Genomic DNA, 20,032 nt, shown 5'->3' with positions numbered 1-20,032 from the left:
GACGCGTAGGAGCCTTAGTCAGCGAATGACTTCAGGTATTCTATAATCGCCTTCTGGTCTTTTTCTTTCTTAAGGCCGGGAAAGGACATCTTGGTCCCTTTCATGTACTTCTTAGGTTTGGCGAGAAATGCTGCCAATTCTTCTTCGGTCCAGATCAAACCTTCTCCGGCCGCTGCCTTCATCGCTTTAGAGTACCTGAAGTCCTCAACCGCGCCGGCAGGATGCCCGACAATCCCGTTCAAGATCGGTCCGGCCCTGCTTTTGGCACTATCACCGACCTGATGGCAGGCTTTGCACTTTTTGAACACCTTTTCACCGGACTTGGCCAATGCCGCATCGAATGCAGGTTCTGCGGCGATCGGTTCTTCTTCCTTGGAAGCAGGTGCCGGTTCTGGCGCGGAATCCTCTTGAGACAGAACCTCGGCGGCTTGCTCCAGTTCTTCCGAGGCCCCTTCTTCCTTCGGGGTCACATCAAGAACCATCGCGCGCATAGTGACTTTCACGTCTTCCTTGCAATCTTTCATGCAGGGATCGCCGGATGACCATCTGCTGTATTCGGTCTCGGCACGATCATCGATGATAAAGCCGTTTGCATTTGGCATCTCAACATCGAAGAACGTGTCCTTGGACAGGACGAAATCGTCTTCGATCAGATCATTGGAATAAAGAATATAAGCAAGGATTGCGTAAGTGTCTTCATCCGACAGCGTGCCAGCGTTGCCGTACGGCATGGAACGACGGATATAGTCAAAAGCTGTGGACAGATGTGGCCAATAGGACCCGACAGTTTTCAGGGGGTCTTCCCGATCCAGCGTGTCGGCACCCCCGGCCAGCTTGGGCCAGTTGCCGATACCTTCGGCAAAATCCCCGTGGCAGGCAGCACATTGGGTTGCGAAGATTTCCTCGCCGACGATGGCATCACCCGATCCGTCCGGCAATCCGGTGCCATCGGGAAGAATATCCTGATCCCAAGCCGCAATTTCAGCTGGCAGGGCAGGGCGGCCCAGCCCGTATTTCTCGGCCAATGCCGATCCAGCAAAGGCCGTCGTTGCCACCGCCAGAGTTGCTATCTTAAGAAACTTCGACATTTTCGGCCTCTCCGTTTGATCGAACCAGCCATGTTTGAATGCTGTTATTGTGGTAGATTGAATTCAACCCGCGAACCTCGCGCAGTTGGGTTTTTGTCGGTTGGATGTAGCCCGTGTCGTCGATGGCGCGGGACTGCAGCATCATTTCGGATCCGTCCCAGTCCACATCAAGATAAAAGCGGGTCAGTGCCATCTTTTCGCCAGGCTTGCCCAGACGTGCAGTTTCCCAGCTTTTGCCACCATCGCGGGAGACATCGACGCGGGTGATTGCGCCGCGCCCAGACCATGCCAAACCTGTGATGACCAGCGGGCCTTTGCCGTGGGTGATCGGGGATTGGGGGCTGGGGCTTGTAACGACAGATTTTGCATCCATCGCCCATGTCCATTTCCGACTAGTCCCGTCTTCCAGTGTGTCAGTGTATTTGCTGGTTTCCTCCCGGCTTTCGACAGGACTGTCGAGCACTTCGATCCGGCGTATCCACTTCACCCACATGTTGCCTTCCCAACCGGGAACGACTAGGCGCACAGGGTAGCCGTGCTCTTTGCGTAGGGCTTCGCCATTCGCTTTGAACGCGACCAGAACGTCGTCGAGCGCTTTTTCCATTGGAATAGAACGACCATTCGACGACGCATCAGCACCTTCGACGTAAACCCATTTGCCCGAAACGTCGCCTGACGTGTCAAAGCCTGCCTCTTCCAGAAGGGTACGCAAGGGGACGCCGGTATATTCCATGTTATGAATCATGCCGTGCGTAAACTGTGCGCCATTCAACTGCGCGCCGGCCCATTCCATACCAGAATTGGCAGCGCATTCGCAGAAATACACGTGATTTTCACGCGGGAAACGTTCAAGATCGGCGTAAGAGAACACCAGTGGCGTATCCACCAGACCGTTCACCATCAGCCGGTAATCTTCTTTTTTCAGCTCTATCGCACCGGAGTGGTGCCGTTCAAACGCGCAGCCTTGCGGTGTAATGGTTCCATCCAGCGCGTGAATGGGAGTGAAATTGATCGAACTCACGGTGTCGGCGGTCAACCATTCAACGTTGCGGCGGATGACGTCGCCTTCGTACTGAATGGGCAGACCGTAGGGTGTTTCGTCCACGCCGTCGCCAAAACCCTGTGCCCATGGTTGGACTTCAGTGATCAGTGGATCTGCCGCCTGCGCTTTGGCAGCCGATGCGGAAACCGCCCCGACGCCAACGGCCGCTGCCCCTTGAAGGAACGAACGACGTGTCGTTCCGGTGCGGGATTTATTCTCTGACATTCCGGGTGTCTCCTTTCTTACCGGTTTAGGCACCGACAACCTTTACACTGTTATTTGGATCGAGAGAGATGACCCCTTGCTTAGCGATGTGGGCCTCGACAACATCCCAAATTGCTGGGCCTTCGGTGTCCTCGTTCACAGAGGCCCAACCGGCCACCTGATACGTCTTCGATGGGTCGATTTTCTCGCCGGTTTTCAGCAGCGTCATATCTGTAATCCGGCTGCCCTGCGGCTTGGTCACATCAATCCGGTAGCCCAAACCACCAACCCGCACCATATCACCGCCTTGCTGGTAGTAGGGATTGGGGTTGAACAGGTTGTCCGCCACATCTTCCAGAACAATATGCAAAAACTCGCCCGTCATTTCGGTGCGGTATGCTTCTCCGTACGTCATAGAGGTGACATTCCAGATATCTTCACGGGTGATGTCCTGACCCGGCAGAATGGACGGCCCCCAGCGCACGCCGGGAGACAGTGCGATGTCTGCATCGCGTTCGGAAATCAGGGCGTCGCAGATCAGGTCGTCCCACGTCCCGTTAAAGTTCCCGCGCCGATACAGCAGTTGGTCGTCGCCGGTTTTCCCGATCACCTCGGTCAATGCATCCAGATAGGGCGCGCGTTGTTCATCTATCAGTGCGGTTATGCTTTTGTCAGGGGTAATCACGTCAGAGAAGATCGGTATCAGCTTGTGACGGAACCCCATCATGCGCCCGTTCTGTACATTCAAATCAACACGACTGACAAATTTTCCGTTAGAGCCGGAGGCCACGATGATGGTTTCGCCCACCAGAACCGGTTCGGGCAGCGCGTCGTGGGTGTGTCCGGACAGGATCACGTCGATGCCTTCGACCGTCCCAGCCATTTGCTTGTCCACATCAAACCCGTTGTGGCTGAGGCAAACAACCAGTTCGGCGCCTTTGCTGCGGACTTCGTTAACCATTTCCTGCATCCGTTCATCACGGATCCCAAAGGAGTATTCGGGGAACATCCAGCCCGGATTGGCAATTGGCATATAAGGGAAAGCTTGACCGATCACGGCGATTTTGACCCCACCGCTTTCGTAAAACTTATATGGGGGGAAAAGCTCTGTCGGTTCGTCCCATTCGGCATCGAAAATGTTCTGGCCCAAAGCCGCAAATGGCAGACCTTCTACAATTTCATTGACCCGATCCGAACCAAGGGTGAATTCCCAATGGAAGGTCATCGCGTCCGGCTTCAGGGCGTTCATGACATTCACCATGTCCTGCCCTTCAGTATGATAACAGGTGTAACTGCCGTGCCATGTGTCGCCCCCGTCCAGCAATAGGGCATCGGGACGTTCGGACCGGATGGAATTGATGACGGTTGCAACACGGTCAAGCCCACCAACCCGACCATAGGTCTTGGCGAGAGCGGAGAAGTCTTCATAGCTTAGCACATAGGCCGAAGGGCTGCCGTCGTTGATCCCGTAAAGCTTGCGGAAATCCGCGCCAGTGACGTGCGGCACCACACCTTTGTTATCGCCCACACCTATGTTGATTTCCGGCTCTCGGAAATAGATCGGTTTCAGCTGGGCGTGTATATCCGTGATATGGATCAGCGAGACGTTTCCGAACGTGTCGAATTCCAGCAGCTTGTCTTGGGTAAGCGCCTGTTGCGCTGCAAGCCGCGCCCAGTTTCCAAATCCGGTAGAGCCGTATATGGCGGCAGTCGCCATAGAGGTTTGCATAAAGTCGCGGCGGGATATCATTCGTGTCTCCGGATCATACGCTTATATGCGCATTTATGAATAAGTTATGGTAAGAATAGTCCCGCAACCGTAAGATCGCGAGACTACATTCGTTTTAGTTGCGGATGGACGGACCTTCCACGCTCAGCCCATTGCCACGGGACGTGACATACAGCTCCAAAGCGATGAACTCGGGACTGCCAGGCTTGTAGGTCTCGGCCCTTGTGTCCCGGATGCAGCCCTTAAAGCGAGAATGCGACCCGTTCAGTTTGGTATTTTTAAGCCGATAAACCGGAAATCCGTTGATTTGCCCCTGACTGAGATGATCCGCACGGATCATATTGCCATAGTTGTCTTCATGGCAATTCGCGCAAGACAGTTCGAGCTGACCCGTGCGGGTATAGTACATGTCCTTACCCTGTTCCCAAGTCTCCTTGGCGGGTCCATCAATGGCAACGTTAACAGGCAACCCACGAGAGACCGAAGACAAGGCTGCCTCCATATTGATCGCATTGCCCTTGTCGTATGGCCATGCCTCGGCGCCCATGCGTTCGGTCCGGCATTCGTTCACCTGCATCTGCAAGGTTTGAACTTTGCCGGCGGCCTCGTCCCACTTAGGATAGGTCGCTTTCACACCGGCCATAGTCTCCAAACCGTCGTGACAGGATGCACAGGACTTGCCTTCCGACCCGTCCACTGCATTCCAACTGTCCATGGCCTGTTCAACAAAAATCATGCCCGGATTGTCGAAGTCGTCCGCCTGCATGGCGCGGGTTTCCTTGCCGCGGAACAGCCAGCCGGACATTACTTCATCCAGCGAGTCCGAAAGATGATCCGGAGCGGCAGTTCGCGTCACTATCTCAGTCTCTTCGTTCAGGACCAGTGTATCATCGACCGGATCGGCAAAGGCTACGGGTGTAGTCAACAATGTCGCCAGTATGGCACCTGTCAATTTTCTCATGATGTCCCTCCCAAGACTGTGATAATCAGCCAATCGCAATTTTTTTGGATGTTTCGTAAACCGAGCCGTCATCGTCGTACCACGTGAACTTGAACTCGCCAGCTTCTGGAACCAGAGCTTCGAATTCAAAATATGGGTTGGTCGAGATCGCAGGGGCCAGTTCCACGTCAACGACGTTCTCGCCGTTGAAATCGCACGTAAACCTGTTGATGATCGAGCGCGGAATGATGTTGCCGTCGCTATCTTTACGCTGACCGGATTCCATCTTGTGACTGATCAGAGTCTTAATTGTAATAGCCTCACCCGCGGCAGCGGATTTTGGAACTTTGACGCGGGGTTTTACACCAGATGCCATGATATTTTCTCCTGAATTCTTTAACCGCCGCAGCCGCCAATAGTGACTTTTACGGTGCTTGATGCTTTGACGAACGAGCCATCCTCAAGCTTCGCAATGGCGACAACATCCTGAGTGCCTGCAAGGCGGATACGTGTCGATGCGGCGCGGGATGCTGCAAGTTTGCCGAATTTGAAGGTCGCAACGCTGGGCGTCGGGTTGCCCATCGCAAGCACCAGAATTTCCGCGGCTGAACCGGATGATACTTCGATTGGAACGGTGTTGCCGTTTTCTGCAATTTCCGGTGCAACCAGCTTCAGGTCACCCTCACCAACTTCGGCACCGCCGGTAAATTCGGCGATAAGATCATCACCGGTCGCTGCAGCACCGATCTTTGGCAGGCCTGCGACAAAGATCGCGCTCGCACCAAGAAGGATTGCACTTCGTCTTGTTAGTTCCATTTATAACTCTCCTCCACCCCGAGGGGCTGTACTTCAATACCCCCTTGGGGGCAGGTTACTCTTTCAGTGTGGTCAGATACGCCACGACATCTTCAATTTGTTGCGCGCCCAACAGCGGGCCGAATGTGTCATCGGCAGCCTTGCCTGTGTAGGCTTTGCCCGGCCGAATGAAGCCTTCGGTTTTGTAAAAAGACGGCATCATACTGTCCTCAAACATGATTTTTGCGTTCGCGACAATTCCGCGTAACTCTGCTTCGCTCCACCGTTCGCCAGCGCCGTCCAGTGGCGGGCCGATTTCCCCTTGAAAGGGAACGTCTGCTAAATCGGACACCTGATGGCAAGCTACGCAGTTGCCCTTCTTCTTGTCACCAACGATCAATCGTCCGTTGGCGGCGTCGCCGGGCATACCGGAAAGGGATTGTTCGACTGCCCCGTCGGTAAAAGCCACTGCGGTTGGCAGAACTTCCCCAGCGTATACCGCCGAGGCCATGACAGCACCAAAAACTGCTCCGGTTAATGAAATTTTCATGAGTCCTCCCAAACACTGTTTTGCGGTAGAGTAGCGTACAGACGCTGCTATACGCAACAACAAATTCATGTACGTGAATTATTTCATATGTAGCTGAACGAACATTTACCCCCGCCGCAACTGCTTCCCTTACTCAGCGAGCATGCGGGCGTGATACTTTTGGAAGGTTTCTTCGCCATCGTAGCCTTTTTCAACCACCCAGCGCAGCAGATTTAACGTCATGTCAGGGCCAAATGCTCCCGGCATTGTGGCCACTGTGGCCTGAGAAGCGGTAAGCGCCGGATCTACGGTTTCGGGAAAAAACAGGATCATCGGCGTAAACAGGACGCCCCATTTTTTCACCATCTCCTTTTCCGGTAGGGCAGTTCCATCGAAATCAGTCATTTCCACGTCGCCAAACATGTTAACCTGCACCACAAAGAAATTGTTTTCGATGTAGGATGCAATCTCGGGGCGCGGGAAAACCTCCTCGTGCATTTTCTTGCAGTAAATACAGCCCCGTTGCTCGACCATAACAATAAGTCGTTTACCTTCGGAATTCGCTTCCGCAAGATCCTCGGACAGGTCTTTAAACGTGTCACGCATCCATGCGGTTTTGTGCAGGCCATCGTCGCCAAGCTCCGCAGCAGATGCGCTGGTGAACAGATTGAGCGAGACAACCAATGCGAGAAATAAACGTAACATCCGTGATCCTCCGATTTAACGCAGCACGCCGATGTCTGGACCAACCTCCAGCATCCACTGCGCGATATAGTTCATTGAGTTTGTTGCGATTAGCAGGCCAAATACGATCAGCATCCCACCCATGATTTTTTCAATCAGGCTAAGGTGCCTGCGAAAGCCGGACATCCAGCGCATGAATGGCCCGATAAAAAGGGCCGCCAAAACAAAGGGGGCTGTCATGCCCAGACCATAGACAAACAATAGTGCAGTCCCGCCGGACAGAGCGTCAGCGCCCGCTGCGGTGAACAGGATTGCTGCCAGCACGGGACCGACGCAAGGTGTCCACCCAAAGGCAAAAGCCAAACCGATAACGTAAGCACCGGCAAGGCTGACATTGGATGTGTTGCCTGCATCAGCGCGCAATTGCCGGTACAAAAATCCGATCCGGATCACGCCAAGAAAATGCAAGCCCATCGCAATTATCATAGCAGCAGCAAGCCAGCGGAGGACATCGAAATACTCGCGCACGATCTGGCCGAACAGGGTAGCCGCCGCCCCGAGCCCTATAAAGATCGTGATGACTCCGGCAGAGAAAAAGCACGCTGCAAGGACCGCTCGCCTGCGGGTTTTCCCGTCAATCGCGGCATCTGCGGTTATCTGGTTCATACCGACCCCAGCCAGATAGCTGAGATAAAAGGGGACAATCGGCAGGATGCAGGGGGACAAAAACGAGAGCAAACCGGCGAAGGCCGCGCCGAAATAGGTAATTTCCATCATGTGACTGTCTCGCCCTTGAATAATTCACATATTCATATTACGTTGTATATTAAGAAAAGGTCAATTACACATGTTCCTCAGGTCCTTGATTGTCAGCTTTGCCTTGCTTGCCCTGTCTCTGGTGCAAGCCTCTGGTCAGGTGCGACTTGTCATGGTGGAAGAACACGGGTGCATTTGGTGCGCGCGATGGAACGACGAAATATCCCATATTTACCCGAAATCCGAAGAAGGTCGTGCAGCGCCATTGCAGCGGATTGACATACACGCAGAGCGTCCGGATGATATCAAGTTCGCCAGATCGCTACATTTTACGCCAACCTTTGTGCTGGTTGTGGACGGGCAAGAGGTCTCGCGGATTGAGGGTTATCCCGGAGAGGATTTCTTTTGGGGATTGCTTGGCAAAATGCTTCGAGACGCTGATGTTGATATGTCAGGATGAGGACTGTATAGGAATTCGCCAACCACTACCCGTTTAACGACAACATTGCACAAGATTGAGAATTCTATGGGTCTTCCAACTTTCGACGTAAACATGTGTGCCGAAGACATGGATAAAATGGCTGCCAATGCTTTGGAAGCGTCCAACTTTCTGAAAGCGATCAGTCATGAGGGTCGTTTAATGATCCTGTGTCATCTGGCATCCGGCGAGAAGTCGGTGACGGAGTTGGAAAACCTTTTATCGTCCCGTCAGGCCGCAGTGTCACAGCAATTATCGCGGCTCCGTCTTGAAGGTTTGGTGACACCAAGGCGTGATGGTAAGGCGATCTACTACAGGCTGACAGACGACCGGCCAAAGCAGATCATGGAAGTGGTCTACGATCTGTTTTGTCGCGAAAAGTGACCTAGGAGCCAGCGTGGTTCCTCAATCTACACGTGGGGGGCGGGTATGTTTGACCATATTTCAGAACCGGCTTTCACCGCGTTGGTTGGCCTGTTCGGTGGTATCATTCTGGGACTGGCCGCCCGCATGGGGCGCTTTTGCACCTTAGGTGCGATCGAAGATCTTTTTTACGGAGAGAATACCCTGCGGTTGCGGATGTGGGGCCTTGCTATCGGAGTCTCGATTGTCGGGACTTTCGGCCTGGCGGCAGTCGGGCTGCTCGATCTTCAGCAAACTCTCTATCTTTCGAGGCAGTGGAATCCGCTGGAAAGTATCGTTGGCGGCTTGGTCTTTGGCTATGGCATGGCGCTTGCTGGCAACTGTGGATATGGCGCGCTCGCCCGCGTAGGGGGCGGCGACTTACGCTCTTTGATGATAGTTCTGGTTATGGGCGTATCGGCTTACGTCACATTGGGTGGCCCTTTGTCGGCGCTGCGTGTCTGGATATTCGGTGACACCGTCGAGGCGACAAGATCCAATTCGCTTGCAGATTTTCTGGCACAGCAAAGCGGTGTATCGCCCGAAACGGCCGGTATAACGGTCGGTATAGCCATTTTAATCATCACTTTAGCGCACCGCCCTCTGCGTCGTTCCTATAGTCATATGTTTTGGGGTGCGGCCGCTGGGGTAGCGATTTTATCAGGTTGGGCCGGGACGCAGTGGGTTGCAAGCAACGGGTTTGATGCAACCCGTGTGGTCAGCCATACGTTTTCTGCCCCCATTGGTGAAACGATACTCTATGCAATGACCTCTTCAGGTAATTCCATCAGCTTTGGCACCGGATCGGTTATCGGAGTTGTCGTCGGGGCGTTATTGGGGAGCATGATAAAGGGTCATTTCCGCTGGGAGGCCTGCGAGGACCCAAGAGAATTGCGCCGCCAGATGTTCGGGGCGGTTCTTATGGGGATCGGTGCGGTCGTAGCGGTAGGTTGCAGCGTCGGACAAGGATTGTCTGCATTTTCTGTGTTGGCTTACAGCGCGCCTTTGACACTGGTTTTTATCGGTATCGGAGCAGCAATCGGATTGCGGCAACTGATATTGGGCTATGCGCCTTCAGTTTAGGCGGGTGATGGTGGGCTATGCCCGTGCGCAAGGATCATAGGGGTAGAGCAAACGCGAATTGGGGAGGAGAGTTAGTGACCCGTATTCCGGTTTATTTAGTGTTCCTCTGGTGCGCTATGGCGCTTGGGAGTCTGGCACAAGAGCCACCCCGCGAAGCCCGTATCGGGGTTCTTGCCTTTCGGGGTTCTGATCAGGTCCAAGATAAGTGGCAAAACCTAAGCACCTATCTCAATGCGACCATCCCCGAGTGGACCTTTTCCATCATCCCGATGACCCTGTCCTCGGCGTTTGAACAAATTGAGACTGAACAGCTAGATTTTGTAGTCACCAATCCGGGACATTTCGTGGATCTAAATGGCATCCACCGGATGAGCGTGATTGCGTCACGATTGCAACGGAAGTCTGACGGATCGTTAACAGGCAAGTTCGGGAGCACGATCTTTGCCCTTAAACGGAGCGGTATTTCCACATTGCAGGACGTGAAGGGTAAAACGGTGGCCGCGGTGGACCGATACGCTTTTGGCGGATTTCAACTGGCTTGGAGTGAATTTGATCGGGCGGGTATTGATCTTCACACAGATCCGGCCGCATTGCGGTTTGTCGGGTTTCCTATGGATCAAATCGTGAGGCTGGTGCAGGAGGGTGGTGTTGATGTTGGGATTGTGCGCAGTGGATTGATCGAAGAGCTGGCCGCAGAGGGTCGGGTCGATCCGGCAGAGCTGGAATTCCTGAATTCAAGCGCCACTTATGGTCATCCCGACATCACAAGCACCCGCTTGGTTCCCGAGTGGACGTTTTCGGCACTTGCCACAACCGACCCCGTATTGAGGGACCGTGTAGCGTTAACTCTCTTGCAGTCAGGCAGCAGTCCCGCCGCGCAAAAGGCAGGAATGATAGACAATTGGTCTGCACCAGTATCTTATCACAGCGTTGTAGAGTTGCGGCGGCGGTTTGATAGCAGCCTTGCTGTAAACGCGCAGCGAGAGAACGGATTAACCAGACTGAAGTTTTGGATTGTCTTTGCAGCCCTGCCTATTGTGCTGCTCGCTGGATGGGTGCTTTGGCTGTTTCATTCAAAGCGCAAAGAGGCGGGCCGGTCTGGCCCTGTCAACGCAGGCGGAGTTTCCCTGACCCAGCGGGAGGAACAGGTTCTAAAATTCGTCGCTCAGGGACACTCAACCAAAGAGATTGCCAAAGAATTGGGGATCAGCCCAAAAACAGTGGAGTTTCACCGCGCAAATTTGTTGAAGAAATTCGGTGCGCGAACCTCTAGCCAGCTCGTCGCTATGGCGACCTAGGGTATACCCTAGGCGATTTTCTCCCGAACATCGGGGCTTATGCTAGCTGGCGTGACTGCACGGGCGTGGCATCCTGTAAAGACCAGAATGAACTGGAATTTTCAGGGAGGAAACTATGAAATTCTTATATTCGATCGCCACAGCACTCATGCTCTTTGCCGTTGTGATGTTGTCTTCAGGGCTTAATGCCGAGGCTAATGAACGTTATGGAAAGCAAAAGGTGGTCTACCACATCAACTATGATGGTGGTGCAGATGATAAGAAATATCGCGGCGCCATGCGGAACATCCAGAACCACATCAACGCGGTTGGGGCGGAGAATATGGAGATCAAAGTTGTTCTCCACGGCAATGGTCTCGGGTTGTTATCGCAGGCCAAGACAAATGAATTGTTGCAAGGCCAGATTTTGGAACTCAAAGGTCAGAATGTAGCCGTGCACGTCTGTAATAATACACTTAGAGGGCGCAAAATTTCCTACAACGATGACCTGTTCGACGTGTTTGAGGAGGATATCGTGCCAAGCGGAGTTGCTGAGTTATCCCATCTTCAACAGCAGGGTTATACCTATATAAAACCGTGATGTTGGTTTGACATTTTTATAATGCGTTCGGGGCGGGGGCGATTGTTCACCGTCCCGAATGCAGCACCTCCGTGTCTTTCGACACGTAGAGGTCAGAACGATTTTGGCGTCGATGCCATTCCTGAACCCATTGAATAACCCGCACAGAACAAAACTTGGCTTTCGCTCTAATTAAACCGTTTGACTCCACTCTGGTCTAGTGGTCTAGTAACCAGACCAGTTAGCTGGGAACTGGTTTTGGACGGAGGACTTGGATGGGCGAAAACGCTCTTTTGGCAGGACAGAATGCGCCTTTAAATAAGGTAACGCATCGCTCCGTTAAGGACGAGGTTGCCGCACGCTTTGCAACACTGATCGCGTCGGGTGTCATGAATGTCGGCGATACGCTGCCCAGTGAACGTGAGCTGGCCGCGACGATGGGCGTCAGCCGCGAAACCATTCGTGGCGCATTGCTAATCCTTTCGACCAAGGGCCTTGTTTCTGTCGTTCAGGGCGCACGCACCAAAGTGATTTCTGATGACGTGGGGGGGCTGGGGTTGTCGGCTCTCTTTAACGGTCGCGTCACGGATTACGAGTTGGAAGACGTTCACGAAGGTCGTCTGATGGTGGAGGAACGTGTCGCAAGGCTGGCAGCGCAGCGGGTGCAGTCCGCGACATTGGCCGAACTGGAAAAACTGATCGAAGCGCAAGTGGCTGCTGGGAATGATCCGGTGCGTTTTCTGATCGCCGACCGTGCCTTTCACACGACGATCTATCAGGCGTGTGGCAATGCGGTTTTATCCGACCTCGCCACGACACTTTATTCTTATCAGCTGAATCACCGCCGCCGCGCAATCGAAGCCACGGGCGCCATAGCGCAAAGCATCGAGGACCACCGCGTCATTCTTGCCGCCTTAACGGCAGGGGATGCGGATGGGTTGGCCGACGGCTTGGGCATTCATGAAAGACGCATTTACGACAGCACGCGCGCCGTGCTTGCGACACCACAAAAGAAGGCATCAGAATGAAAATTACAATTATTGGCGCAGCGGGCATGATCGGGCGCAAGCTGGCAGAACGCATCGCACAAACCGGCGCAATCGGCGGGCAGACAGTGGACGCCATGACCCTTGTGGATGTGGTAGCGCCTGATGTTGCGACGGATTTTACAGGCCAGCGCGTGTCATATGCGGCTGATCTGACCGAAGCCGGAGTTGCTGCCAAGCTGGTCGCTGACAAGCCGGATGTAATCGTGCATCTGGCCGCGATTGTGTCCGGAGAGGCCGAAGCCGATATGGACAAAGGCTACCGCGTCAATCTGGACGGAACACGTGCGCTGCTAGAGGCCATTGCGGGCGTGCCCGATTATTGCCCTCGGGTGATCTATGCCTCGTCGCTTGCCGTGTTTGGCGCACCTTTCCCGACAAAAATTTCCGACGATTTCAACCTCACGCCGCTGACCAGCTATGGCACGCAAAAGGCGATGGGAGAGCTGCTGCTGAACGATTATTCCCGCCGTGGCATTCTGGACGGGGTAGGCATCCGCTTCCCGACCATTTGCATCCGTCCGGGCAAGCCGAACAAAGCGGCCTCCGGCTTCTTTTCGGGCATCCTGCGGGAGCCTTTGAACGGTCAGGAAGCAATTCTGCCGGTAGACGATGACGTGCGCCACTGGTTTGCCAGCCCCCGCGCGGCTGTGGGTTACATCGAACATGCGGCAATGATGGACACGGCCCCGCTCGGGGCGCAGCGTTGCATGACCATGCCCGGCGTGTCTGCAACTGTGGCCGAACAGATCGAGGCCCTGCGCGCAGTGGCCGGAGACGAGGCCGTCGCCTTGATCCGCCGCGAACCCGATGCGACGATTGCCAGCATCGTCGCGGGCTGGCCCCGCGATTTTGACACCGTACGTGCCCTTGAAACAGGGTTCCGTGCCGAGAATTCTTTCGAGGAAATCATCAGGATTTATCTCGAGGATGAGATGGGCCAATCGGCCTGACTGGGAGGGGCGCGTTCACATTACACCGCGCGTCACAAAGACCCTAAGACATTAATACCATTGGAGGAACCAAAATGAAACATACAGTATTCGCAGTGGCGAGCGCATTGGCTGCCCTAAGCTTTACACCTGCACAGGCAGAGCAATCCATCGTGATCGGCCACTCGTTGTCGCCCACGTCCCATTACGGCGTTGGCGCAGATGCATTCATCGCCAAGCTCGAAGAATTGTCGGGCGGAGAGTTCACCGGCACGCAAGCCCCCGCAGGTCAGCTCGGCGGTGAGCGGGACATGATCGAAGGTCTGCAAATCGGCTCTATGGATGTGGTGATCACCTCCACAGGCCCGCTTGGCAACTTTGTACCCGAAGTTTTCGCGCTCGACCTGCCGTTTCTGTTCCGTGGCTATGACCACGCGCGCAAGGTACTTGACGGTGACATCGGTCAGGAACTGCTGGCTAAAGTTGGAGAAAACCAGCTGGTTGGTCTTGCGTGGACTGAAAACGGCTTCCGCCATGTGACCAACTCCAAACGCGCGGTAAAAACACCTGCCGATCTGGACGGTCTGAAGCTGCGCACAATGGAAAACAAGGTCCACATGGAAGCCTTCTCCGGTATGGGCGCATCTCCGACCCCGATGGCCTTTCCCGAACTGTTCACAGCCCTGCAACAAGGGGTTGTTGACGGTCAGGAAAACCCTGTCACCGTGATCACATCCTCCAAATTCTGGGAAGTGCAAAACCATGTTTCCCTGACAGGGCACGTGTATTCTCCGGCGATTGTTCTGGCCTCTCCGATCCTGATGGACGGCCTCACAGACGAGCAAAAAGGCTGGTTTGACGAAGCGGCCAAAGCATCGGCTGCGGCGACACGGGCCGAAGTGAACCGTCTGGAAGAAGCTGGCGTTGCCCTGCTGCGTGAAAACGGCATGGAAGTGATCACTGATGTGGACAAAGCCCCCTTCGCCAAACTGGCAGAGCCTGCCTACGCTGTTTACACCGACAAATACGGCACCGAACTGGTGACACGTATCCAAAACGTCGAGTAATCCTACAAATGGCAGGCGCGAGATACGAACCGCGCCTGCCAGTCCTTTCCCATAATTTCCATGAGGCACCGACATGCGCTTTTTCCTGCGCCTCGAAAATTTAACGACAGGAGTCGCGCTGAGGCTCTCCATCGCCTTTCTGGTGATCGCTGCCAGTCTGGCGCTTTATCAGGTTGTCACCCGCTTTGTCTTTGGCGCCCCCTCTACATGGTCCGAGGTGATCACCCGTTCAGCCATGATCTGGTCGGTGTTTCTAGGGGTCGCCGTGGCGTTCAAACACGGTGCCATGATCTCTGTTGATATGATCCAGAACGCCCTGCCGCCGCGCCTTGGTCTTGCGCTTTATGTGCTGGCGAGCATCGGGTCCCTGATCTTCTTTTCCTTTCTGTTCTGGCAGGGTTACCTCATGACCCTGCGCGTCATCCCGCAAAGCCTGTCGGCGCTAGAAATCTCTATTGCTTGGGTCTACGCGGCGCTGCCCACCGGATCGGTATTCATACTTGTGGCCATCGTGGCCTCCATCATCCGTGCAGTCCAAGGCGACTGGTTGATTGCCCGCAACGAGGAGGACGCCCTATGAACAGCGCTCTTGGTCTTTCACTCGCAATTCTGTTCGTGCTTGGCGTGCCGATTGCGGTTTCGATCGGTCTCGCATCGATCATCGGTATTCAGGCAGAGGGCCGCTTGCCGCTGTTGCTGATTGCACAACGTATGTTTACCGGCATCGACAGCTTCCCGCTAATGGCGATCCCGTTGTTTATCCTTGCAGGCAACCTGATGTCAGCGGGGGGGATTTCCCACCGTCTGGTGGAACTGGCCAAATCGCTGGTCGGGGGCATTCAGGGCGGGTTGGCCTGTACCTGTGTGCTGACCTGCATGCTGTTCGCGTCGGTCTCCGGATCGTCCGTGGCAACCACCTTTGCCATTGGTGCAATCCTTATTCCCGCAATGGTCAAACATAACTACCCCAAACCGCTGGCCGCATCTATTCAGGCGTCATCGGCTGAACTGGGCGTTTTGATCCCGCCGTCCATTCCGTTGATCCTTTACGGTGTGTCCACCGACACTTCTATCGGCAAGCTGTTCGTCGCAGGCCTTGGCCCCGGTGTGGTCGTTGCCGGTTCTCTGATGGCACTGGTTCTGGTGATTTGCCGGATGCGTGGTATCGGTAAGGATGACGGCATGGGCCGCGCAAGTCCGGCTGCTGCTCTGAAGGCGGCCCTGCCTGCAATGCTGGTGCCTGTGGTGATCCTTGGGGGTATCTATTCCGGTATCTTCACCCCAACCGAAGCCAGCGCCGCCGCTGTTGCGGCGGCCCTGATTGTTGGCATGGGCCTGTATAAAGAGCTTAAACCGTCCCATCTGCCAGAGATCCTTAAGAAAACCGTGATCTCCACCTCTGCTATTATGATCATTATCTCCGCTGCGTCGCTGTTTTCCTTCCTAATCACACGCTCCGGTCTGCCAAATGAAATCGCCCAGTGGTTCAAGGAAATCTTTGAAAGCCGCATCGCCTTTCTTCTGGCTGTAAATATCCTTCTTCTGATCGTTGGCATGTTCATCGAAACCTCGGCAGCGATCCTTGTGCTGGCACCAATCCTGACGCCTATCGCGCTCAGCTATGGGGTGGATCCGGTGCATTTCGGTCTGATCATCGTGGTCAACCTTGCGCTTGGCATGATCACGCCGCCCCTTGGGGTGAACCTGTTCGCAGCTTGTTCGGTAGCGCAATTGAAGGTGGAAAAAATCATTCCGCAACTGATCTGGTTCGTGCTGACGGTGTTCGCGGCATTGATGGTGATCACCTATGTTCCGGCAATCACACTGTGGCCGGTTGAATGGATTTTCGGAGGAAAATGATGTCTGTTTATTGTGTTGGTCTTGGCTCAATGGGGCTGGGAATGGCCAAAAGCCTTGTGCGAGCGGGTTTTGAGGTGCGCGGATTTGATCCGGCAACAAGTCAGGTTGATCTGTTGTGCGAAGCAGGCGGCAAGCGGGTGGCAGACGGGGATGCGCCCGTAGATGTTGTTGTTTGCACGGTGCTGAATGCGCTCCAAACGCGGACGGCGCTGTTTGGTGAAAACGGTGCGGCAGCGCGATTGCGCAAGGGCGGGGTCATTATCTCTTGCGCCACAGTCACGCCGGCCTTCGCATCCGAAATGGAGGCAGAGGCTGAAGCCCTCGGTCTACTTTATCTTGATGCGCCAATTTCAGGTGGCGCAATCAAAGCTGCTGAAGGACGCCTGTCGATCATGGCTTCCGGCACACAGGCCGCCTTTGACGCGGCGGAGCCTGCCCTGGACGCGATGGCCGAAACCGTGCACCGCTTGGGGGAACGCGCGGGGCCAGGTTCTGCGATGAAAGCGGTGAACCAGCTTCTAGCAGGGGTTCATATTGCTGCGATGGGCGAGGCGCTGGCGTTTGGCGCGTCCCAAGGGCTCGATCCGGCGCAGGTGGTGGATGTTGTGTCCGTTTCCGCTGGCACGTCTTGGATGTTTGAAAACCGTGGTCCCCATGTGGTGGAGGGCGATTACACGCCCCATTCCAAGGTGGATATCTGGCTAAAGGATCTGGGCATCGTCGGGGAAGTCGCCGCTGCATCCGATCTGCCTGTGCCGATCTCGGCCAATGCACTTGCGCAGTTCAAAGCCGCCTCTGCCGCCGGTCTCGGGGATGAAGACGACGCGGCCATCGCAAAATATTTTGCCCGTCAGGGCGGCGTGAAACTTCCGGGGGATCAATAATGTTACTGGGTTGTATTGGTGATGATTTCACCGGATCGAGCGATCTGGCAAACACGCTAGCCAAGGCGGGTATGCGCACGGTTCAGTATAGCGGCGTACCGACAGACCCCGCAGGCGCGGATGTTCAGGCCGGTGTGGTTGCACTGAAATCCCGCTCCATCGACCCGCAGGAGGCGATCCGCCAATCGCTAGAGGCTTTGGCATGGTTGCAAGCACAGGGATGTGAGCAGATTTTCTTCAAATACTGTTCCACCTTTGACAGCACCGCAGACGGCAACATCGGCCCCGTTGCTGATGCGCTGGCGGATGCTCTGAAGGCGGATAATGTGATTGTCTGTCCGGCGTTTCCGGGGGCGGGGCGGTCGGTCTATCAGGGGTATCTGTTCGTCAAGGATGCGCTGCTGAACGAAAGCGGCATGGAAAACCATCCGCTGACACCGATGAAGGACGCAAACCTGCGTCGCCTGATGGCAGCGCAAAGTGGAAACAGCGTTGGCCATGTCCCTGCAGAGGTTGTGTTTGAAGGGACCAAAGCGATCCGTGCGCGGATGGAGGCTGAAAAAGCCGCTGGCCACCGGATGTTGATCGTTGATGCGCTGCGCGACAGTGACCTGATGGAAATCGGCGCGGCGGCCAAAGGTCTGCCCCTGATCACGGGCGGTTCCGGCGTGGCACTTGGCTTGCCCGCGAATTTCGGAATCGCTCCCGCAGATGTGCCGTGGACCCCGCAAAACGGTAAGACGGCGCTGCTATCCGGTTCGTGCTCTGTCGCAACGCGGGGGCAGATTGCCTATCACGTTGCCCGCCACCCAAGCCTGAAGATTGATCCCGCCGATGTAATCAGCGGCGCGCAAACACCACAAGCAACGGCGCAGTGGTTGTTTGAAAACGATGGTTTGCCCCTTGCCTACAGTTCCGCCGATCCCGCAGATGTGGCTGCGGTTCAGGAAAAATTTGGCAGCGATACAGCGGCAAATGCGATTGAAACCTTCTTTGGTCAAACGGCTGTTTGTCTGGCGGAATTAGGTGTGACACGTATCCTGACCGCCGGTGGCGAAACATCCGGCGCTGTGGTTGAGGCGCTCGACATTCAGACACTTGAAATCGGACCGGAGATCGACCCCGGCGTGCCAGCCTTACGGGCCGGAGATGATTTGGTCATTGCGCTGAAATCGGGTAACTTCGGGGCCGAGGATTACTTTGAAAAAGCCGCTAATGTGTTGGGGCAAAACTGATGTCGGAAACCGCCCTGCGTGAACACATCTGTCTGCTGGCCAAATCCATCTTTGATCGTGGGCTGACCGGCGGCAGCACCGGCAACATTTCGGCGCGCACCGAAGACGGCGGTTTGCTGGTATCGCCTACAGGGACCAGTTTCGGGCGGCTTGATCCGGCGCGGCTGTCCCGTTTTGATGCCAAAGGCACCCTGATCGGTGGCGATCAACCGACCAAGGAAATGCCCCTGCACAAAGCTTTTTACGACACCCGCAGCACGGCGGGCGCGGTGGTGCATTTGCACAGTTGCCATTCGGTGGCGCTCTCGATGCTGCCGGATACGGACCCTGAAAACTTTCTCCCGCCGCTGACACCCTATGGTATTATGAAGCTCGGCAAAGTGCGGCTTCTGCCTTACTTTATGCCCGGTGATCCGGCGATGGGGAATGCAGTGCGCGGTCTAGCGGGGAAACGCAGTGCTGTGATGCTCGCCAATCATGGACCGGTCGTGGCGGGCAAGGATGTAGAGGCCGCCTGCAACGCGATCGAAGAACTGGAAGACACTGCGCGGCTTGCCCTGATGTTGCGCGGCATGAACGCGCGCGGCTTGAGCGATCCACAGGTGCAGGCCTTGGTGACGAAATTTGATGTGGAGTGGGACGATTGATAAAATTCTCTGCCAATCTGGGGTTTCTGTTTACTGAACTGGATCTGCCCGAAGCCATTCATGCGGCAAAGGCTGCCGGATTTGACGCGGTGGAATGTCACTTCCCCTATGAAACACCGCCCGCACAAATGAAAGGCGCATTGGCGCAAACCGGACTCCGGATGCTGGGGTTGAACACCTGGCCCGGTGATCGCGGGGCAGGGGATTTCGGGCTGGCCGCTTTGCCGGACCGTGTTGCAGACGCCCACACCGAAATCGCCCGTGCGGTGGATTATGCAGCTGCGGCAGGGGTCGAGGCGGTTCACGTCATGGCTGGGCGCACGGAAGGCGACAAAAAGGCGGAGGATTGCTTTCGGACCAACCTCAACCATGCCTGTGATCTGGCAGAGGCGCGCGGGATCAATATCCTGATCGAACCAATCAACACCCGCGATGTAGCGGGCTATCATCTGTCCACCACGGATCACGCCGAACGCATTCTCGACGCGTTGGCACGGCCCAATCTGAAGATCATGTTTGACTGCTATCACATGCAGATCATGCAGGGCGATCTGGCCAGAACACTGGAGCGCCTATTGCCGAAAATCGGTCACATCCAGATCGCTGCTGTCCCCGACAGAGCAGAGCCGGATCATGGCGAAGTGGATTACCGCTGGCTTTTGCAGCGGATTGCGGAACTCGGCTACGACGGCTTTATCGGGGCAGAGTATCAGCCAAAGACCACGACCAAGGCCAGTTTGGGTTGGCTGAAAGGTTTCTGTGAAAGTTGAAGCG

Annotated in this window: 23 protein-coding genes; 14 read left to right on the top strand and 9 right to left on the bottom strand. The window is 55.2% G+C overall.

Translation table 11 applies throughout. From position 1 onward, the window contains the following. Positions 1 to 14: 14 nt before the first annotated feature. The 9 genes from IEX10_RS14170 to IEX10_RS14130 form a co-directional block, all read right to left on the bottom strand. A complete protein-coding gene (locus tag IEX10_RS14170; RefSeq protein ID WP_188676630.1) occupies positions 15 to 1,088 on the bottom strand; it encodes a c-type cytochrome in 1,074 nt (357 codons plus the stop codon). Continuing rightward, a complete protein-coding gene (gene soxC, locus IEX10_RS14165; protein WP_188676627.1) occupies positions 1,072 to 2,355 on the bottom strand; it encodes a sulfite dehydrogenase in 1,284 nt (427 codons plus the stop codon). The genes IEX10_RS14170 and soxC overlap by 17 nt, the downstream gene beginning before the upstream one ends. A 25-nt stretch (positions 2,356 to 2,380) precedes the next feature. Continuing rightward, positions 2,381 to 4,084, bottom strand: a complete 1,704-nt coding sequence (soxB, locus tag IEX10_RS14160; protein WP_188676624.1) for a thiosulfohydrolase SoxB — start codon at positions 4,082 to 4,084, stop codon at positions 2,381 to 2,383. 94 nt (positions 4,085 to 4,178) lie between these two features. Beyond that, entirely contained in the window at positions 4,179 to 5,024 is an 846-nt protein-coding gene (soxA, locus tag IEX10_RS14155) for a sulfur oxidation c-type cytochrome SoxA (protein ID WP_188676621.1), read from the bottom strand. 25 nt (positions 5,025 to 5,049) lie between these two features. Further along, entirely contained in the window at positions 5,050 to 5,379 is a 330-nt protein-coding gene (soxZ, locus tag IEX10_RS14150; RefSeq protein ID WP_188676618.1) for a thiosulfate oxidation carrier complex protein SoxZ, read from the bottom strand. Positions 5,380 to 5,399: 20 nt separating this feature from the next. Continuing rightward, positions 5,400 to 5,819: a thiosulfate oxidation carrier protein SoxY gene (soxY, locus tag IEX10_RS14145; RefSeq protein WP_188676615.1), complete on the bottom strand. Its 420-nt coding sequence runs from the start codon at positions 5,817 to 5,819 to the stop codon at positions 5,400 to 5,402. 55 nt (positions 5,820 to 5,874) lie between these two features. Beyond that, positions 5,875 to 6,348: a sulfur oxidation c-type cytochrome SoxX gene (gene soxX, locus IEX10_RS14140; protein WP_188676612.1), complete on the bottom strand. Its 474-nt coding sequence runs from the start codon at positions 6,346 to 6,348 to the stop codon at positions 5,875 to 5,877. Positions 6,349 to 6,477: 129 nt separating this feature from the next. Beyond that, complete coding sequence (locus tag IEX10_RS14135; RefSeq protein ID WP_188676610.1) at positions 6,478 to 7,032, bottom strand: thioredoxin family protein; 555 nt, start codon at positions 7,030 to 7,032, stop codon at positions 6,478 to 6,480. A 15-nt stretch (positions 7,033 to 7,047) separates the two neighbouring features. Next, positions 7,048 to 7,788 carry a cytochrome c biogenesis CcdA family protein gene (locus IEX10_RS14130; protein ID WP_188676606.1) on the bottom strand — a complete coding sequence of 247 codons (741 nt, stop codon included), beginning with the start codon at positions 7,786 to 7,788 and terminating at the stop codon, positions 7,048 to 7,050. A 70-nt stretch (positions 7,789 to 7,858) separates the two neighbouring features. Between IEX10_RS14130 and IEX10_RS14125 the strand changes: the two genes are divergently transcribed. The 14 genes from IEX10_RS14125 to IEX10_RS14060 all read left to right on the top strand — a co-directional run bounded on the left by IEX10_RS14125 (position 7,859) and on the right by IEX10_RS14060 (position 20,028). Further along, positions 7,859 to 8,227 (top strand): thioredoxin fold domain-containing protein, encoded by a 369-nt coding sequence (locus IEX10_RS14125; protein ID WP_188676603.1) that lies wholly within the window; start codon positions 7,859 to 7,861, stop codon positions 8,225 to 8,227. Between the two features lie 66 nt (positions 8,228 to 8,293). Then, positions 8,294 to 8,629, top strand: coding sequence for an ArsR/SmtB family transcription factor (locus tag IEX10_RS14120; protein WP_188676600.1), 336 nt, complete (start codon positions 8,294 to 8,296; stop codon positions 8,627 to 8,629). Between the two features lie 45 nt (positions 8,630 to 8,674). After that, complete coding sequence (locus IEX10_RS14115; protein WP_188676597.1) at positions 8,675 to 9,730, top strand: YeeE/YedE family protein; 1,056 nt, start codon at positions 8,675 to 8,677, stop codon at positions 9,728 to 9,730. Positions 9,731 to 9,804: 74 nt separating this feature from the next. Further along, on the top strand, positions 9,805 to 11,028 hold the full coding sequence (locus IEX10_RS20125; RefSeq protein WP_188676595.1) for a PhnD/SsuA/transferrin family substrate-binding protein: 1,224 nt from the start codon (positions 9,805 to 9,807) through the stop codon (positions 11,026 to 11,028). 115 nt (positions 11,029 to 11,143) lie between these two features. Further along, a complete protein-coding gene (locus IEX10_RS14105; protein WP_188676592.1) occupies positions 11,144 to 11,608 on the top strand; it encodes a DsrE family protein in 465 nt (154 codons plus the stop codon). A 254-nt stretch (positions 11,609 to 11,862) separates the two neighbouring features. Further along, on the top strand, positions 11,863 to 12,615 hold the full coding sequence (locus tag IEX10_RS14100; protein WP_188676590.1) for a FadR/GntR family transcriptional regulator: 753 nt from the start codon (positions 11,863 to 11,865) through the stop codon (positions 12,613 to 12,615). Further along, positions 12,612 to 13,586 carry a D-erythronate dehydrogenase gene (gene denD / locus IEX10_RS14095; RefSeq protein ID WP_188676588.1) on the top strand — a complete coding sequence of 325 codons (975 nt, stop codon included), beginning with the start codon at positions 12,612 to 12,614 and terminating at the stop codon, positions 13,584 to 13,586. Before IEX10_RS14100 ends, denD begins: the two co-directional genes overlap by 4 nt. Positions 13,587 to 13,660: 74 nt before the next feature. Continuing rightward, positions 13,661 to 14,632 carry a TRAP transporter substrate-binding protein gene (locus IEX10_RS14090; protein ID WP_188676586.1) on the top strand — a complete coding sequence of 324 codons (972 nt, stop codon included), beginning with the start codon at positions 13,661 to 13,663 and terminating at the stop codon, positions 14,630 to 14,632. A gap of 73 nt (positions 14,633 to 14,705) precedes the next feature. Further along, positions 14,706 to 15,212 (top strand): TRAP transporter small permease, encoded by a 507-nt coding sequence (locus tag IEX10_RS14085; protein ID WP_188676584.1) that lies wholly within the window; start codon positions 14,706 to 14,708, stop codon positions 15,210 to 15,212. Next, entirely contained in the window at positions 15,209 to 16,492 is a 1,284-nt protein-coding gene (locus IEX10_RS14080) for a TRAP transporter large permease (RefSeq protein WP_188676582.1), read from the top strand. Before IEX10_RS14085 ends, IEX10_RS14080 begins: the two co-directional genes overlap by 4 nt. After that, complete coding sequence (gene ltnD, locus IEX10_RS14075) at positions 16,492 to 17,376, top strand: L-threonate dehydrogenase (protein WP_188677356.1); 885 nt, start codon at positions 16,492 to 16,494, stop codon at positions 17,374 to 17,376. The genes IEX10_RS14080 and ltnD overlap by 1 nt, the downstream gene beginning before the upstream one ends. Next, entirely contained in the window at positions 17,376 to 18,611 is a 1,236-nt protein-coding gene (gene otnK, locus IEX10_RS14070) for a 3-oxo-tetronate kinase (protein WP_188676580.1), read from the top strand. The genes ltnD and otnK overlap by 1 nt, the downstream gene beginning before the upstream one ends. Then, complete coding sequence (otnC, locus tag IEX10_RS14065; protein WP_373287515.1) at positions 18,611 to 19,258, top strand: 3-oxo-tetronate 4-phosphate decarboxylase; 648 nt, start codon at positions 18,611 to 18,613, stop codon at positions 19,256 to 19,258. Before otnK ends, otnC begins: the two co-directional genes overlap by 1 nt. Continuing rightward, positions 19,258 to 20,028 carry a hydroxypyruvate isomerase family protein gene (locus IEX10_RS14060; protein WP_188677354.1) on the top strand — a complete coding sequence of 257 codons (771 nt, stop codon included), beginning with the start codon at positions 19,258 to 19,260 and terminating at the stop codon, positions 20,026 to 20,028. The genes otnC and IEX10_RS14060 overlap by 1 nt, the downstream gene beginning before the upstream one ends. The last annotated feature ends 4 nt before the right edge of the window (positions 20,029 to 20,032 follow it).

Source organism: Neptunicoccus cionae, assembly GCF_014643735.1.
GTDB lineage: Bacteria > Pseudomonadota > Alphaproteobacteria > Rhodobacterales > Rhodobacteraceae > Amylibacter > Amylibacter cionae.
This window is presented reverse-complemented; position numbering and strand designations above follow the sequence as displayed.